Origin of the sequence: Alkalibacterium sp. AK22 (assembly GCF_000585255.1) — a bacterium.
Taxonomy (GTDB): domain Bacteria; phylum Bacillota; class Bacilli; order Lactobacillales; family Carnobacteriaceae_A; genus Alkalibacterium.
In genome coordinates this window covers 73,366-90,247 of the sequence record NZ_JANL01000006.1, presented here as the reverse complement: position 1 = coordinate 90,247, position 16,882 = coordinate 73,366, and the positions used below count along the sequence as shown (strand labels likewise).

Here is a 16,882-nt window from a genome sequence, read left to right as displayed (position 1 = left end):
CCAGAATGTTACTGGAAGAAAGGTTACTCATACATCTGCTCGCCTATCCAGTGCATGCTGTCATGGGCATGTTCATCCAGCACTTTTCTGTACTCGATTCCATCAGCCCTTCTGATGATGGTATCACTTAAGCGGGTAAATTCCATGAGCAGACCGTCTGCGGTCACAATATAATGCTGGCCGTAGACCTCAATGGACAGATCATCAAATTCATGCAGGCCGGCCTCCATGCCGCTGGAGAGATTTTCGTCAGCCCTTTCTTCTACAGCTTGTAAACTGCCCTCTGAAGGCCACCGGTCATACTGATTTACGAGCACGGCACTGTTTCTGTCAAAAGAGAGAAAGCCCTGGTTATGCCGGCGTTCTGGATCATAATGCACTTCCCAGTGCGAATCGTAGATATCGTTCGGGTGCAGGCCGTACGGATTACTTTGATTATTCAGGTGGTTCTGGTAGGCAAGGAAAACCAGCGCAGCACTTGCGGCTATCAGCAGGAGGGTCAGAACAATATTGGTCACTTTTCGCCGTTCGCTGCGTGTGACTTTTCGGGTAATGTCATCGACCAGGCGAAAGTCTTCTTTCACTAAATCATCCAGCGGGATCTCATACAAGTCGCTGAGTGAAACCAGTGTCGTCAGATCAGGAAAAGTCCGTCCCACTTCCCAGCTGGAAATCGTCTGCCGGGACACGTGCAGCCTATCAGCCAGTTCCTGCTGGGTGAACTCCGCCTCCAGTCTTTTATCTTTCAGTTTTTTACCAAGGTCCATATCTTAATCCTCTCCTTTATCGTACATTAAGTGTATAATTTTAGATAAGAGATTGCTAGCTATCGTATGTAGAGCAATTAGAAAAGACTGTCAGAACAGGTGCTACAGTTTGTTGCTGTCCGTTCTTAGTCCAAAAGGCCATTAAGCTGGACAGATCCGGCAGAACACTGTAGCTGCCCGAAAAGCTGACAAAATAAAATCCTGATCACCACCACTCGTCTAGATACTAACGGGTTCAAAACAGCTAAGGATAAAATGACAGTCAACTGAAGCCAATGAACAGATGAAGCCGATTCATGACCGCATGCCGGTTATTTTGAAGCCGGAAGATGAGAACAGTTATTTAAGCTTGCATAGCGACATTCAAAAAGTTCAGTTGCTTTTAAAACCAACAGATCAGAAACTTGAAATGACCTAGTGCTTGCAATTGGATGCATTTTTACTTAAATTTAATCTATAAAATAGAACGGTCATTAAGTGGAGGGTATGATGGGGATGAAAATGAACCAGGCTAGCCAGGAAAATCTGAAAATATTTGCTTTGAATTCGAATCGGCCGCTTGCCGAAGAGGTAACGGGTGAGATGGGCTTGGAGCTCGGAGCAGCGGACATCACCCGCTTTCAGGACGGAGAAATCCGGATTAACGTTGAGGAAAGTATTCGGGGGAAAGATGTTTATCTGATTCAGTCGACCAATGATCCGGGAAATGATAATATAATGGAACTGCTAATCATGATTGATGCCATTAAAAGAGCTAGCGCCCGTACAATCAATGCAATCATCCCTTACTATGGTTATGCTAGACAGGACCGCAAGCCGGGGCCTCGGCAGGCAATCACGGCTAAAGTCCTGGCTAATATGCTGACGCTGGCCGGAGCTGACCGGGTTGTTGCCATGGAGCTGCACTCGCCTCAGATTCAAGGGTTCTTCGATATTCCCGTGGACCACCTGTCGGCAACGGCCCTGATGGCCAATCACCTAATTGATCGGGGATATACAGCAGGAGAGACGGTTGTTGTTTCTCCGGATCATGCGGGGGTAAGCCGGGCTAGAGAGATGGCCGAGCTGCTCGACTGTCCCCTTGCCATTATTGACAAGCGGACTACAGAAGAAACACTAGGGGAAGATGTCCGGGTCGTAGGTGAGGTTGAAGGCTGCAACTGTATCCTGTTTGATGACATAATGGATACAGCCAAAACCGTAGCACGAGCCTCTGCGATGCTGAAAGAGGCAGGAGCACAAAAAGTCTACGTCTGTGCCACTCACCCGGTCCTTTCCGGTAAGGCGGTCGAACGAATCGACCAGTCAGGAATTGAAAAGGCGATTGTGGCCAATACCATCGACATCGGAGACAAAGCCTCCTGTCTGCGTATTGAAGTCGTCAGTGTCGCTCCAATCCTGGCTGATGCCATCAAACGTATCCAGGGTAAGCAGTCTATCAAACCTTTGTTTGACAAGAGTTACCTCAGGAATCTTGAAGCCGGCCACTTGCAGGACAGTGAAGCTGAGTGAGACAAAGCAAGTGTGTCGTGCGCCGCGCTGGGGGGAGACTAAAAAGAGTGTAAACCAAGCATATTATAGACAGGTGCTGATTTTTCAAGGCATCTGTCTATTTTTATAGTATATGTCAGCAGCCAAAGAGGCTAATCTTGAGAGAGTCAATTGGCCGTCTTTGCGCCTTTTCCTCGTCCCCTCCCTGATGCAGACGATCGCTGGCCGTTATAGAATGCAGTTTTTTGACATCAGCAAGCACTGTTCGTTTTAGTTTATTTTTTCACATAAAAAGCATACACTATAGGTGAAAAAGGAGATGAGCAGGTGTGACAGCCTGAAACAATAGAGTCACAGGAAAGGAGGAAAGGTGATGAATGATCTGTTTCCGTCCAAACGTGAATTCTGGGACTTGGGCCGTCGTTTCTTTGACGATGCGCTAGGCGAAAACATGGCCAATTTGACCAGCTTCAAGACAGACATCATCGAAAAAGAGGATGCCTACATCGTTGAAGCTGAACTGCCGGGTATGTCCAAGGATGATATTGAACTGGATTACCACGACAATATTCTGACCATCAGGGGCCGTCAGGAAACTGAAAAGAATGAACAGGACGAGGAGCGAAAATATGTCAGACGTGAACGGTCTTCCCGTTCATTCAGCCGTCAGTTTATTATTCAAGACATTGATGAAGACGCTATCAAAGCCAAGTTTGACAATGGTATTCTTGAAATAAACTTGCCGAAGATCCATCCGACTCCGACCAAATCAACGAAAATCGATATCGAATAAAGGGCAGGGCAGCAGCAAGAGTAAATATATGCTGCTGCCTTTATTTTTTGGTAAACTGTACAAGTAAGTTAAGGCAGATGTTCAAAATCTGCCATTATCCTAAAGAATGAAGGACGTGTTTGAATGAAAGTAGTCAACAATGTAACAGAACTGATAGGAGAAACGCCTCTTTTGAAACTGAACCGGGTTGTGCCCGAAGGCGCAGCCGAAGTTTATGCTAAAATGGAACTGTCGAACGTTGGTGGCAGTGTCAAGGACCGCATTGCTTTGAATATGATCGAAGCAGCTGAAAAAGAGGGCAAATTGAAAGAAGGCGATACGATTGTAGAAGCGACCAGTGGGAACACGGGTGTCGGCCTGGCGATGGTTTCTGCAGCTAAGGGATACAAGACCCACTTTATCATGCCGGATACGCTGAGTAAGGAAAGACGCGCATTAATGAAAGCTTATGGCGCAGAGCTGGAACTGACACCGGGGGACGAAGGAATGCCGGGAGCAATGAGTCGGGCGAGAGAACTGGCTGAGCAGAATCATTACTTCATGCCGTCTCAGTTTACCAATCCGGCTAATCCGGCTGTTCATATAAGCAAAACTGGACCGGAAATCATTGAAGCACTCAACGGCGAGACACCGGACGCCTTTGTGGCGGGAGTGGGAACAGGGGGAACCATCACGGGTGTCGGAAAAGCCCTTAAGCTTCAGGACCCGTCAACTCAAATCATTGCTGTTGAACCAGAGGAATCGGCAGTTTTGAGTGGTCGCGAAAAAGGCAAGCATAAAATTCAAGGGATGGGAGCCGGTTTTATTCCGGACATTCTAGATCGCGATATTTATGATGAGGTTTTGACAGTCACAAGCGAAGAGGCGATTGAGATGACTAAGCGCCTGGCTAGAGAAGAAGGCCTGCTGGTCGGAATCTCTGCCGGAGCCAATATACTGGCGGCCACCCGAGTAGCTGAAAAGCTGGGATCTGGAAAAAAAGTGGTCACGATTGCCTGCGATACTGGAGAGCGCTACTTGTCTACCCCTGTCTTTTCAATCGAAGAGCAGGCCTGAAGTGCTCCTGCTAATCAATAGTTAGATACAAAAAGGCCGTCATCAGTTGGGACTTTTCAGTCCCTGAACTGTGACGGCCTTTTTGTATGCCTTCAGATTAAAAAAGAATGCTACGCCTCATCTGAATCAAAAGAGCCAAGACCCATTTCTCTTTTCATGCGTTCGAGTTCATCTTCCACTGCCGCAGACCCAGTGTCTTGTGCATATTTATCTTCCAGTTTTTGTGCTTCGTCTTTCGGTTCCTTGTTCAGCTCAGCCATGGCATCCGCTTCATCCATTCTGCGCGAAGCTTTTTCTTCCATTCGCTGGAAAGACCCCATTGCCCCTTTAGATTTACCCATTGAATTGCTGGCTTTGTTAAGCTTGTCCTGTGTATCGGCAACAGACAGTTGGGCTTTGATCATAGACCGGCGCTGTCTGAGCTTTTCGATATCTGAAGCCAGCTTATCGTGCATCTGACGCATTTTTGATGCATTCTCATGAGCCTTGGCATAGGCGTTTGCCAAGCCAGTGCCCACATCTTCCAGCTCCTGTTTTTTAGAGAGAAAAACGCGTGCATCACCGTCATTACCAGCTTCAAGAGCTTTTTTGGCATAATTGGTGTATTTGGAGACTTCCGCTTCATTCTCATCAACCAGACGCTTGGATCGGGCTTCATCCGCCATCACACTGGCTGTGTTCTTTTTAACTTCTGCGAGGTCGTCCATCATCTTGCGAAGGTACTGGTCAATCATTTTCTCAGGGTTTTCCATACGGTCCATGACGGCATTGACATTGGCACTGATGATATCGGTAAAGCGGTCTAAAATAGCCATCTACGATTCCTCCTGCGTGTTTAGTAGTTTAAAGAGTTAAGGGCATAAATCAGAGTCAGTAGTTGTCCCAGTCATCATCACCGTCGTACTTTTTGGACAGTTCTTCTGCTTCAGATTTTCCAAATGTATCGATTGGGCGGTTGAGCATCTCGTCTGTACGCTTGGCTTCTTTTTCCTTGTTTTTCTGCTTGGCTTGCCACCATCTAAACAGAATAAATACCAGAGCACCAAGGCCGAACAGGATCAGGACAGGGATCCAAGGAGATGTGGTCACCTCCATTATACGATCAGCTGCCTGCCGGAAGGACTGACTGAAATATTCTTCATCGTCAGACAAGCTATCGTCAAAGTAGTTTCGGTCAAGATAATCCAGCAAAATGTCTCCGGCTTCAGTATCAATGACGCTTCGGGCCTGGGAACCCACAACGTAATAAGTCATATAGTCATTTGGAGTCGGTTCAAAGAAAACCAGAAGCAAATGAGCTTCATCATTGAAGAGCTCGTCGTAAAGAGCATTGGAGAAGCTCTCCATTTCATCCCTTGTCGGTGAAGCATTACCGTCTATATTGTCTGTAATGTAGACATGTGGACGGACACCCGTTTCGTTGTAGAAATAACGCAGACCGTCAATCATCTGGGTGTGATTACCGATCCAGCCTACATTGTCGGTATAAAAGTCTGTTTCTTCTGCTGAACCTGCCGGAAGCGGTTCTCTTTCAATGGTAGAAGAGGTAATATTTCGCGAGCCTCCACCCCCAGTATTGAAATCGCTTGTGGTTGAAAAAAGTGTGAACATGATGAATAAAAAGAGCATGATGTACAAAAGGCTGCTGCACCCCATAAAACCACAGCCTCCACCCCCTCCATAAGGGTAGCGGCGTCTACCAAAACCGCCAAACCAGATGGGGCCGACTCGTGGGCCGTAGTGTCGTGGCCGCCGGTTATAACCGCCCCCGCCAAAACCGCCACCATAGTTTCCACCGCCGCGACCACTGCCGAAGCCGCCCCCGCCACGGCCACTGCCGAAGCTGCCGCCACTGCGGCCACCCCCACCGCGGCCACCGCCAAAGCCCCCGCCACGGCCACCGCCGCTGAATCCACCACCGCCGCCACCGCCGCCACCGCCGCCACCGCCGCCACCGCCGCCACCGCCGCCACCGCCGCCTCCGCGACCGCCTCCTCTACCCATATGTATCCTCTCCTTTACTTGTTTTATATTAACCAAAATCTAGCACAACAGGTAACCGTTGTCAATTTTTAGCCCGTCAAACAAGGAAGACAAGGCTGTCGGCGGGTGATAGAAAAAAGAGGCCGGTTTTCGGCCTCTTTCCTTTAAATAATAAGTTTACTGTATAAGCGCAGCATCACATTCAGGGGCGAATTCAACGACAGCAAATTGACCCTTGGAGAGGGCCGCTACTTTGTTGATCCATTGGACTTCGTTCTGAGCTCTAGCTTTGAGTATACGGTTTGTCGGTTCCGCTGCATACATACTCTGATTAACCAGCCACCAGCTGTGAGCGATTTGAGCACGCTGAAGATCTTCATCCAGGCGCATGGACTCGTATACTGGAGTGGTTTCCGGGAGCGTGACCATGACGACTTCTGTTTCTTCCGGATTCTGTAGTCGGGGCAATAATTTTTGAATCGATTCCGGTACTTCTCCTGCACTTCTCTCTAGCTCTCTGGCATAGCTTTGAGTGGATTCGAGAAGCAGGAGGGTGTGTCCAGTCGGGGCAGTATCAATCACGACAATCTCATTGTCTGCACGGTCTACAATTTCTGCAAAGGCTCTGAAAAGAGCAATTTCCTGGGTGCAGGGCGAACGGAGGTCTTCTTCTATATAAGCCAGATCTTCTTGATTCATGGTTTTTCTGGCCTTTCCGAGTACTTCTTCCGTATAAGCTGCCAGTTCCTTGTCTTCGTCGATGTGGCTCACGGTCAGCTGGCTTGACGCCTTTAAATAAAGATTGAGATGGTCGGCCGGATCAGTTGTATCCAGATGCACCTTTTTACCGGTTTTGGCCATTAACTGAGCGATCTGCACAGCAACAGTTGTCTTACCGACGCCGCCTTTGCCCATGGTGAAGATGATTTTCTTGTTACTATCGATTAGATTGGCAGTGAGTTCTTCAAGAGTGGCTGCCGGCTGAGCTGACTGGGTATCCGCCGTTTCATTTAGGGTATCTTCCGTTAGAAAGGCACGCAGCTTGTCTACTCCGGTTACCGTATAGGGACGCAGGGGAATACGGTACTGTTCAAAATGATTCAGCTGAGATGACACATTGTTTAGGTCTGCTTTTTGCTGAGCCTGAATAGCAGTAGACAGGCTGTCGTCCGCTTCTTCCAGTAGGCCGTTGACGATGAGTTTCTGATTGCTTATGCCAATCTGACTTAATTCTGCACTGGCTCTGTCGGCTTCAAGAAATGAGGCTTCCTGAGGTCTGGATACGAGCATCAGTGTTGTCCGGCTGGCATCGCTTAAGGTGTTGACTGCATGAGCATACATGTCTTTTTTATCACCTAAGCCGGAGAGCTGGCCTAAGCAAGAAACGCCAGTGGTGTTTTCATCCAAGTAGCTGCTCCAGGCAGACGGGAGTTCCAGCATGCGCAAGGTATGACCCGTCGGTGCTGTGTCAAACAGAATGTAATCATACGTTTCTTCAATCGTTTTATCAGTCAGGACATGGGCAAATTCATTGAAAGCAGCAATTTCCACCGTACAGGAACCGGACAGTTGCTCTTCCATATTTTCCAGAGCTGAATCGGGTAAAAGGCCTCTATAGGGTTCGATCACGCTCTTGCGGTAGTCTTCAGCTGCTGTGACAGGGTCAAAATTGGCCACTTTTAGATTTTGGACAGCGTCTATAGCTACAGGTTTGTTGGACAGTGTGGTTTCAAAAACGTCCTGCAAGTTGGAAGCCGGATCGGTACTGACCAGTAGGACAGAATAGCCGGCATCTGCCAGTTGAGTGGCCGTTGCACAGGCAGTGGTAGTTTTACCGACGCCACCTTTACCTGTAAAAAATAAATAAGGTGTCAGCTTCATTTGACTTGGGTCATAGATTTTCATTTTTAGCCTCCTAGCAGCATCCGGATCCGCCGCAGCAATCTGAAGCAGACTCTGCGTTCATAAAGATGACTCCGGTATAGTTTGAGATTTCTTTCAGTGAAGGGTAAGCCCCCATTTTTTTGATTTCTCCATCAACTAAAGTGACAGGGAGACTGTCTTTGCCTTTTTCTTTCATGATCGTCAGGACTTTTTCGTTTTTAACAAACGCATCGGGATCACTTGTCAAGTTATGACGCGAGGCATCGATGGCTTCGCTTTGAGTCAGAGCTTCAAAAGCTGAGGTGATCATCAGTAGTTCCTCGTCCACTGAAGGACCGCAGACTCCGGTCGAGCAGCACATTGCCGGTTCAAATAATTCCAGTTTTGTCATGATTGTTTTCTCCTTTGCAGGTGCATTTTTGTGTTGTACAGATGCAGTCGGCTTCATTAGCCGAGAAAAGTGTCAGCATCGACTCCATGAATGAAGCCACGAAGGCCTCTTTCAGTTCATAATGATGCCACTGTCCTTTTTTTGTGACGGCTATGATTTCGGCTTTCTCGAGGACCTTCATGTGATGAGAAAGCGAGGGCTGAGTAATGTCGAAGTGCTCCAGAATATCACAGGCGCACTGACTGCCGCAGGACAGGATATCAATGATTTTCATCCGGTTAGGATCGCTGATGGCTTTCATTACTTTTGAGACGGCAAGGTAGTCCACTACCATTCACTCCTTTATGATTTTTCTCACATTCTGAATATAGATGAACGTCTATATAAAGTCAAGGATAAATATAGACAACCATCTATATAAAGAATGAAAAAACTACGGCGGCAGTAGCTGCCTGTGTATACTCAATCTAAGTGCATGAGAGTACAAAAAAACAGCAGACCCAGTGGCCTGCTGTTTTGCACCTATCAGTTTGACACAGACGGTCGGCTTGTATGGCAAGAGAGTGGCTTTTGAGCCATTATCCTTCGTACAGAGCAGCAATCTGTTTTTGAACATCCTTATTTTCAAGAAATTCATCATAAGTGGTTTCTGCACGGTCGACAACACCATTGGGTGTCAGCTCGATAATGCGGTTGGCCACAGTCTGGATAAACTGGTGGTCATGTGAACCAAACAGGATGGAACCTTTAAAGTCAATCAGTCCGTTGTTCAGAGAAGTGATCGATTCCAGATCCAGGTGGTTGGTCGGATCATCCAGTACCAGTACGTTGGCCTTGCTGAGCATTAGTTTGGACAGCATGCAGCGGACCTTTTCTCCACCGGACAAGACGTTGACTTCTTTCAATACTTCTTCACCGGAGAAGAGCATGCGTCCAAGGAAGCTTCTAAGGAAAGTGTTGTCGTTTTCTTCTTTTGAAGCGTATTGACGCAGCCAATCAAGGATCGTCATGGAGCTGCCTTCAAATTCACTGGACGTGTCTTTTGGCAGGTAAGCCTGTGAAGTGGTCACTCCCCACTGGAAGCTGCCGGTGTCCGGTTCTATTTCGCCCATAATAATCTTGAACAGGGTCGTAATGGCGACGTCGTTTTGGCTGACAAAGGCAACTTTGTCATCTCTTCCGAGGTTAAAGGAAATGTTGCTCAGGATTTTTTTGCCATCAATAGTTTTAGAGAGATTCTCGACGCGCAGCAGATCATTTCCAATTTCACGTTCGGGACTGAAGCCCACGAAGGGATAGCGGCGGCTGGACGGCTGAATATCGTCCAGTGTGATTTTGTCCAGCATTTTTTTACGGGAAGTTGCCTGTTTGGATTTGGAAGCATTGGCACTGAATCGTGCGATAAAAGCTTCCAGCTCTTTGATTTTTTCTTCTTTTTTGCTGTTCTGGTCAGCCGCCAGTTTGGAAGCGAGCTGACTGGACTCCAGCCAGAAATCATAGTTTCCGACAAAAAGTTTGATTTTACCGAAGTCAACATCGACCATGTGCGTGCAGACTTTGTTCAGGAAGTGACGGTCGTGCGAGACGACGATAACGGTATTTTCGAAGTTAATCAGGAATTCTTCCAGCCATTTGATGGACTGAGTGTCCAGTCCGTTAGTCGGCTCGTCTAAAAGCAAAACATCAGGCTGACCGAACAGAGCCTGGGCCAAGAGGACTTTCACCTTCTGTCCACCGGTCAGTTCGCTCATTTTCTGACTGTGTAGGTTTTCTGGAATGCCTAGACCTTGAAGCAGGGTCGTCGCTTCCGGTTCAGCTTCCCAGCCGTTCAGTTCAGCGAACTCGCCTTCCAGTTCAGCCACGCGGATGCCGTCTTCGTCAGAGAAATCTGGCTTCATGTAGACTTCATTTTTTTCCTGGATAATGGCATAGAGACGCTGGTGACCCATGATCACGGTATCGATGACCGTGTGCTCTTCATAGTCGAAGTGGTTCTGCTTCAGAACGGCCATACGCTGGTCGTTCGGCATGGAAACGTCTCCGCTCGATGGAGAGACTTCTCCCGAGAGAATTTTTAAAAAAGTGGACTTGCCGGCGCCGTTTGCGCCAATCACGCCATAGCAGTTGTCATTGGTAAATTTCATATTGACGTCTTCAAACAGCTTTTTGTCTGAAAAACGCAAGCTTACATCTGTTACTGTAATCATATAAATATAGGCCTCGATTCTTAAAGTATTCATTTGGACGTAGTGCCCATTACGTTTCATTATACTTACTTTTTCAAATAATGCACCGGTTTACGGCATTTCTCTTGAGAAGTCCTTTGAAAATGACATAGGGAGTTCAAATTTTAAAGCCTTTCTACCTTTTTTATGAGAGATCAGTTGCAGCAGAAATGAATGCAGATAAAAATGAGAGGGTCTATTGTTAAACTGATAATAAGCAGGTGTACAGGGATGGAAACTTGGATTATATTGGCAAAAACGATCACTTTATATTAAAAGGTGTAAATAAACAGAATAGGCAGCCTTAAGTCGGGCTGCCCTCTATCTTCAGGGTTACAAGCAATACAGGATCAGATCGGTTACAGCACTGAATCAGACAAGAAAACCCAGAGCCAGGACAGCCAATACCAGCAAGGGGACCGGGACTTTTTTCGTATACAGTAAAGCAACCGTCACGACTGTAATTATCAGATTGTCCCAGGCGTACCCGCTCTGCTGGGTTAAGATAACGGCAGCCACGGCAATCAGCCCACCAGCTACAGCGGACACTCCCTTGAGGGCAACGCGGAAGCCTTTCACCAGCTTAAGTTTTTCCCACATCGGATAGACAAAGTAAATAAGCAGGACGCCGGGGAGAAAAATACCAATCCCGGCCGCTGCAGCCCCCAGGATCTGAGTCAGGACAGTAGGATTCTGGACAGCCATGCCTCCTGCGTAAGCACTGAAGCTAAACATGGGTCCGGGCATGCCCTGGACCAGGCCGTAGCCTGTCAGGAATTCCTGGCTAGTCATAAAGGACTGGACTTCGACCAGTTCCGTATACATTACCGGGATCACCACTTGACCGCCACCAAAGACCAGATAGCCATAGCGGTAAAAGCGTTCAAAAATATCGATTAGCTGATTCTGAAAGGCAACTGAAGCGAGTAGGCTGCCTAGAGTGAAAAAGAGAAACAGGGCCAGGTAGGCATAAGGTGGGTTCAGCCTGACTCGCTGCCAGAGATTTTTTTCACGGGTAAGGGCCAGCGAAGCCAGGCCGCCCAGTATGAGAACTAGCGGGAAAATCCAGGCCGACCGCACGAAATAGGTCGCTGTAAAGCCAAACAGGAATAAGGCGGCTGTCAGACGATCAAAAACGACTTTTTTGCCTATTTTATAGGAGGCTAAGATGATGAAGCCGACCGCCATCGGTCCGATGTAGCGAAGGCCCTCTTCAGACATATTCAGACTGCTTAAAAATTGAGGCAGAAAAGACAATGTCGTCATGATGACCAAGGCAGGAAAAGACCAGACCAGCATGGTCAAGAAAGCCAGCAGGGGGCCGCCAACCTTGTGCCCGATAGCGACGATGGTCTGCGTGCTGCTCGGTCCCGGGAGAAAAGCGCAGAGGGCCATCAGTTCCACGATATCGGTCTCGGTCAGATACTTCTTTTTTGTAACCATCTGCTCTGTAAAGACACTGTAATGGGCTTCCGGACCACCGAAAGCTCCAAGTGAACAGGTCAGTACGTCTTTTAGGAAAACCGGCCATTTAACCGGTTGAGTTGGTTGGTGCACAGGGGTATCCTCCTTTACTATCCTGTTTAGTATACAATACTGCCAGTGGTCTTAGTAGCAGTCCAGCGCCTTTTTTACATACTTTTTACATAGTCGCGTTCAGGTATAGGCGTAGATGAGAATGGCTGGGGGACATAAAAGAGGAAACGTCAGAATGTTTCAAAGGATCCTATTTGCCTTTAATGACAGGGTAGAAAGGGTGGTTTTCTTTTTCTCAAAAAGGTTTCTTTGCCAGCACTATTTATCCCCCTTAACTGAAAGACTGCTATAATGGAACTAACGAAAAGGTAAGAAGGGAGGGGGTAAACATGGGCGAGACACTGCTGACAGCGCTGCTGTCTTATATCGGGACCAGCATTGATCATATCATTGTGTTAATCCTGCTGTTTAGTCAGACGCAGCATAGAAAAAGGGACGATCTGGAAGTGGTCGGCGGGGTCTTTGCTGGTTTCACTCTGATCATTCTGATCAGTCTCCTGGCTCGCTTTGGCCTGCAGTTCGTGCGTCAGGACTGGCTCGGATGGCTGGGACTGATCCCCATTCTCCTGGGCGTTCGGGTACTGTTTAGGCCCGTCGATGACGAGACCAAAGCAGAAGAAAAAATCACCTCCACTTATGCCCGGCACCCCAGTCAGTTCGGTACGGTCTTTTTTCTGATGTTGGCTTTCGGTGGAGACAATCTGGGAGTTTATATTCCTCTTTTTGCTTCGGTAAGCGGGCGCCAGCTTGTGCTGATCTTGCTGGTCTACTATAGCTTGTCGGCTGTGATGCTGGTGGCTGCCTACCGCATATCGGAAGTAAAACAAATCAACCGCTTCATTGAACGCTATGAACGCTGGATTGTTGCGCTGGTCTTTATCCTTTTGGGGCTATACATTATGTGGGAAAACGGGCTGAATGTATTCTGAAGGCTTCCCTAAAAAAGGAGCTTTACATAAACTTTACACAAAACTGAAGGAATGCTTATAGTTTTAGCGAATTCTTCTTGCTACACTGAAAGGGACGTAGAGCAGGCTGAAGGACAGTCTGAAGTTTAAGGAGGAATCAATAATGAAAATAGTCATCATCGGTTCAGTTGCTGCCGGAACCAGTGTGGCAGCTAAAGCCAGACGAAATGACGAGACAGCGGAAATCGTCGTCTATGAGGCTGCAGAAGATATTTCTTATTCCGTCTGCGGAATGCCTTATTTTCTGGGAGGAGAAGTCGACAGCATCGATTCGCTTATTCCGCGGGATGCCAAGTGGTTCAAGAAGCGATTTGACATCGACATCCATACCGGCCATCACGTGAAAGAGATCCATCCGGACATCAAGGAAATCGAAGTATACAATACAGCAGAAGGCAAAGGCTTCAGGGACACTTTCGATAAGCTGGTCCTAGCAACCGGCTCTTATTCCATCAGTCCGGCACCCTTCCATTTAAATTCGTATGACAACATTTTCCATGTGAAATCTATGGATAATACAAAAGCCATCGACCGTTACATGGCCGAGCATGACATCAAGCATGTGACTATAGTCGGTTCCGGTTTTATAGGCCTGGAAATGACGGAACAGATGAAGCACAAGGGGTTCAAGGTCTCTTTGGTTGAGCTGGCTGACCAGGTCTTCCCTAAAATCGATAAGGACATGTCTGTGCATTTGAAAAAAGAACTGGAAGCACATGGGATTGAGCTGCACTTGAACGACAAAGTCGTTGACATCGAAGGTCTGGGTCGTGCCAATGTGCTGTATACTGACAAGGGGGCAGAAATCCAGACCGACCTGGTCATTTTAGCCGTCGGCGTTCGTCCCAATACGGTCCTGGCTGAAAAAGCGGGAATCGAACTAGGTGAAACCGGTGCGGTAAAAGTGGATACCTATATGAAAACGTCCAAAAAAGACGTCTATGCCGTGGGAGATGTCGCCGAAAGCTTTAACCGTATAACGGGCAAACCAAGCTATCATCCGCTGGGCTCCACAGCCAATAAAATGGGCCGCATTGCAGGGGATCACCTCACTGGAGGCAAGCTGTCCTTTAAAGGAACGTTAGGAACAGGTATATTCAGACTGTTCAATCAGACGGTTGGCTATACCGGATTGTCTATGGAAGAAGCCCGTAAAGCCGGCTTTGATCCAATTGTGATTCATAATATCAAGCCGGCGCATGCCCAGTATGTGGGAGGCAAGAACCTGATTATTAAAGGGGTAGCAGACCGTGAAACCGGACGTTTCCTCGGTGCACAGATCGTAGGTCCTCAGGGAGTAGACAAGCGCATCGATGTCTTTGCGACAGCCATCACCTTTGAAGCAGATGCAGAAGATTTGTTCCATCTGGATCTGGCTTATGCGCCACCTTTCAGCACCACCAAAGATCCGGTGATGTACACAGGCATGGTCCTGGAAAATGCAAGAAAGCAGCTTCCGGTCATGACGCCAGAGGACTTGACTAAAAAGCAGCAGGTGGGTGAAAGCATTCAAGTTGTTGATGTACGTTCACCTAAGCAGTATGAAAAAGGCCACGTAGACCAGGCAGTCAGCATGCCGATGCCGAACCTGCGTCAGGAAGCGGCGAATTTGAATCGTCAGCAGCCGACTGTCGTTTACTGCAACAAAGGGGTCACTAGCAATACAGCACAAAATGTGCTGCTGAACCTGGGCTTCCAAGAGGTATACGTCCTGTCAGGCGGCAATACTAATTATCATTACTATATGGACTCAATCAAATAAAAAACCGGCTATAAGGGAGTTATCATGGATACGACAGTTATACAGCAACTCACAGGGGAGTTCTTTGGGACACTGATCCTTATTTACATCGGTAACGGAGTGGTTGCCGGCAATGTCCTTAAAAAAACGAAAGCGTTCAATAGCGGCTGGCTGCACATCACGTTCGGCTGGGGACTGGCTGTAACGATGGCCATCTATTCAATCGGCTGGTTGTCTCCGGCTCACCTCAATCCGGCCGTTACGCTGGGCATGGCGGTAGCGGGTCAGTTCGACTGGGCGCTGGTACTGCCCTACATTCTGGTTCAGATTCTGGGTGGGCTTATCGGCGCCAGCCTGGTCTGGATCCACTACTATCCGCACTTTGAAGAAACAAAAGATGCCGATACAATCCTTAGTGTTTTTTCAACGGCACCAGCTATCAAAAAAGAAAAGTGGAATGTGGTCAGTGAGGCCTTTGCAACAGCCTTTCTTGTTTATGCCCTGCTGGCTTTTACACAGGGAGATTTCACCGACGGCTTGAATCCTGTGATCGTCGGCCTGCTGATTTTAACCATTGGTCTGTCTCTGGGTGGCACGACCGGCTACGCGATTAACCCGGCCCGGGATTTGGGGCCGCGCCTGGCGCATGCGCTGTTGCCTGTAGCGAACAAAGGAGACTCCAACTGGCCCTATGCCTGGATTCCTGTGGTCGGCCCCTTTGTGGGTTCTGTTCTGGGAGGTCTCGTGTTTCTGCTGATTACCAGTATCAGCTAAAACAGCTTGCTGCCGACTTATCTGACTAAAAACGCTTAAGCAAACAGCACGCTCCTTATTTTCAGGTGATGAACCTGTCCAATAGAGAGCGTGCTGTTGTTTAGTTTAAGCCAGTATAAGCAAGTGTCTGACCATGTTCTTCATTCTGTCCATTTTTTCTATAGTATTTTCCCGGTTCTGTTATAATAAACGAAAGTTAAAAAAAGTCTGGACATACCTGGACTTAAAAACGTAACTATAGAAAGAAGGAAAACGTTGTGACGGACTATATCGATCAGTTTCCGCTGATCATCGTCAGTCTTATTTTTATTCTATCCCTATTTATTCTATCCCGATCTGCCGACAAGCTGATTGACAAAGCCGTTGCCTTGTCTTTAAAAATGGGTCTATCCAAAGTGGTGGTGGGCGCTACAATTCTGTCGATAGGGACCACGCTTCCGGAAGTTGCATCGTCGGTGGCTGCGGCTCTTGGAGGTAACGGAGAGTTCGGACTGGGAAACGCGGTCGGCTCGATGATCACCAATGCTTCGCTGGTTCTGGGGATTGGAGCCTTGGGTGGAGTGATTCCAGTCAGGAAGGGGATGCAGCAGACTTTTGTGTTTCTCAGTACTTTGTCTGTGACTTTTGTGGCTACAAGCTACTTGGCGGGGACTGGAGCCGAGGGGGGCCTGCTTCCTCGCTGGAGTGGGATTGTCTTGCTGATCCTGCTGCCGATTTACTTAGGGTATACCGTCAAAAAAAAGCCGCTCCCTGCGGAAGGGGAGTTAGTTGCTGACACTCAGGCTGCCGGTGATGAGAAGGGAAGCGAAGCCCTGCTGCCGGCGCTTCTGATCATGCTGCTGAGTTCTTTGGGCGTCACACTCGGGGCGACCCTTTTAGTGTCCACGGCTGAAGTGGGTGCCGCCCGCCTCGGTATTCCGGACAGCGTCATTTCTTCCACTATTGTTGCTTTTGGAACCAGTGTACCTGAAGTAACGACGACGCTGGTTGCTGTCAGATATGGACACGGAGAGCTAGCCATCGGCAATGTACTGGGAGCCAATATGATGAACCTGCTGCTGGTTATGGGCCTGACCATAAGCTTGCTGCCGGGAGGCGTCTTTGTGCCGGCTAGTTACTACCTGATCCAGTTTCCAATCCTGGCTGCTGTCTTTATGCTGCTCAGTATTCCGATTTTGTCTAAACGGGTCGAGGCTATCAGGCGCCGTCAGGGCCTGCTGCTAATTGGGCTGTATCTGGTGTACCTGATTACCAATTTTCTGTAAGTTGAAAT

At 48.1% G+C, this 16,882-nt stretch carries 15 protein-coding genes and 1 pseudogene; 8 read left to right on the top strand and 8 right to left on the bottom strand.

Features of this window, described 5'->3' with window-relative positions; genetic code table 11:
- Window positions 1-23: 23 nt before the first annotated feature.
- Window positions 24-767 carry a helix-turn-helix transcriptional regulator gene (locus ADIAL_RS10985; RefSeq protein ID WP_051503625.1) on the bottom strand — a complete coding sequence of 248 codons (744 nt, stop codon included), beginning with the start codon at window positions 765-767 and terminating at the stop codon, window positions 24-26.
- 277 nt (window positions 768-1,044) lie between these two features.
- Between ADIAL_RS10985 and ADIAL_RS11180 the strand changes: the two are divergent.
- From ADIAL_RS11180 to cysK, 4 genes and pseudogenes are all read left to right on the top strand, one after another.
- Window positions 1,045-1,185 (top strand): annotated as a pseudogene (locus ADIAL_RS11180) (SOS response-associated peptidase family protein); the annotation flags it as partial.
- Between the two features lie 77 nt (window positions 1,186-1,262).
- Window positions 1,263-2,279 (top strand): ribose-phosphate diphosphokinase, encoded by a 1,017-nt coding sequence (locus ADIAL_RS00735; RefSeq protein ID WP_231492030.1) that lies wholly within the window; start codon window positions 1,263-1,265, stop codon window positions 2,277-2,279.
- 352 nt (window positions 2,280-2,631) lie between these two features.
- On the top strand, window positions 2,632-3,051 hold the full coding sequence (locus ADIAL_RS00730) for an Hsp20/alpha crystallin family protein (protein ID WP_034298697.1): 420 nt from the start codon (window positions 2,632-2,634) through the stop codon (window positions 3,049-3,051).
- Window positions 3,052-3,174: 123 nt separating this feature from the next.
- Complete coding sequence (gene cysK / locus ADIAL_RS00725) at window positions 3,175-4,107, top strand: cysteine synthase A (RefSeq protein ID WP_034298694.1); 933 nt, start codon at window positions 3,175-3,177, stop codon at window positions 4,105-4,107.
- A gap of 110 nt (window positions 4,108-4,217) precedes the next feature.
- Here cysK and ADIAL_RS00720 read toward each other — a convergent pair whose 3' ends face one another.
- The 7 genes from ADIAL_RS00720 to chrA all read right to left on the bottom strand — a co-directional run bounded on the left by ADIAL_RS00720 (window position 4,218) and on the right by chrA (window position 12,147).
- Entirely contained in the window at window positions 4,218-4,922 is a 705-nt protein-coding gene (locus ADIAL_RS00720) for a PspA/IM30 family protein (RefSeq protein ID WP_034298693.1), read from the bottom strand.
- A gap of 55 nt (window positions 4,923-4,977) precedes the next feature.
- Window positions 4,978-6,111 carry a hypothetical protein gene (locus ADIAL_RS00715; protein ID WP_197017730.1) on the bottom strand — a complete coding sequence of 378 codons (1,134 nt, stop codon included), beginning with the start codon at window positions 6,109-6,111 and terminating at the stop codon, window positions 4,978-4,980.
- 156 nt (window positions 6,112-6,267) lie between these two features.
- Window positions 6,268-7,995, bottom strand: a complete 1,728-nt coding sequence (arsA, locus tag ADIAL_RS00705; RefSeq protein WP_034298690.1) for an arsenical pump-driving ATPase — start codon at window positions 7,993-7,995, stop codon at window positions 6,268-6,270.
- Window positions 7,996-8,005: 10 nt separating this feature from the next.
- A complete protein-coding gene (gene arsD, locus ADIAL_RS00700) occupies window positions 8,006-8,365 on the bottom strand; it encodes an arsenite efflux transporter metallochaperone ArsD (RefSeq protein ID WP_034298687.1) in 360 nt (119 codons plus the stop codon).
- Window positions 8,343-8,693, bottom strand: a complete 351-nt coding sequence (locus ADIAL_RS00695; RefSeq protein WP_034298685.1) for an ArsR/SmtB family transcription factor — start codon at window positions 8,691-8,693, stop codon at window positions 8,343-8,345. Before ADIAL_RS00695 ends, arsD begins: the two co-directional genes overlap by 23 nt.
- 250 nt (window positions 8,694-8,943) lie before the next feature.
- Entirely contained in the window at window positions 8,944-10,572 is a 1,629-nt protein-coding gene (locus ADIAL_RS00690; protein WP_034298796.1) for an ABC-F family ATP-binding cassette domain-containing protein, read from the bottom strand.
- Between the two features lie 390 nt (window positions 10,573-10,962).
- A complete protein-coding gene (chrA, locus tag ADIAL_RS00685; RefSeq protein WP_034298683.1) occupies window positions 10,963-12,147 on the bottom strand; it encodes a chromate efflux transporter in 1,185 nt (394 codons plus the stop codon).
- A 308-nt stretch (window positions 12,148-12,455) separates the two neighbouring features.
- Here chrA and ADIAL_RS00680 point away from each other — a divergent pair, with 308 nt between their 5' ends.
- From ADIAL_RS00680 to ADIAL_RS00665, 4 genes are all read left to right on the top strand, one after another.
- On the top strand, window positions 12,456-13,055 hold the full coding sequence (locus tag ADIAL_RS00680) for a cadmium resistance transporter (protein WP_034298681.1): 600 nt from the start codon (window positions 12,456-12,458) through the stop codon (window positions 13,053-13,055).
- A gap of 142 nt (window positions 13,056-13,197) precedes the next feature.
- Window positions 13,198-14,856 (top strand): FAD-dependent oxidoreductase, encoded by a 1,659-nt coding sequence (locus tag ADIAL_RS00675; protein ID WP_034298679.1) that lies wholly within the window; start codon window positions 13,198-13,200, stop codon window positions 14,854-14,856.
- A gap of 24 nt (window positions 14,857-14,880) precedes the next feature.
- Window positions 14,881-15,609: an MIP/aquaporin family protein gene (locus ADIAL_RS00670; RefSeq protein WP_034298676.1), complete on the top strand. Its 729-nt coding sequence runs from the start codon at window positions 14,881-14,883 to the stop codon at window positions 15,607-15,609.
- 257 nt (window positions 15,610-15,866) lie between these two features.
- Entirely contained in the window at window positions 15,867-16,874 is a 1,008-nt protein-coding gene (locus tag ADIAL_RS00665; RefSeq protein ID WP_051503624.1) for a sodium:calcium antiporter, read from the top strand.
- The last annotated feature ends 8 nt before the right edge of the window (window positions 16,875-16,882 follow it).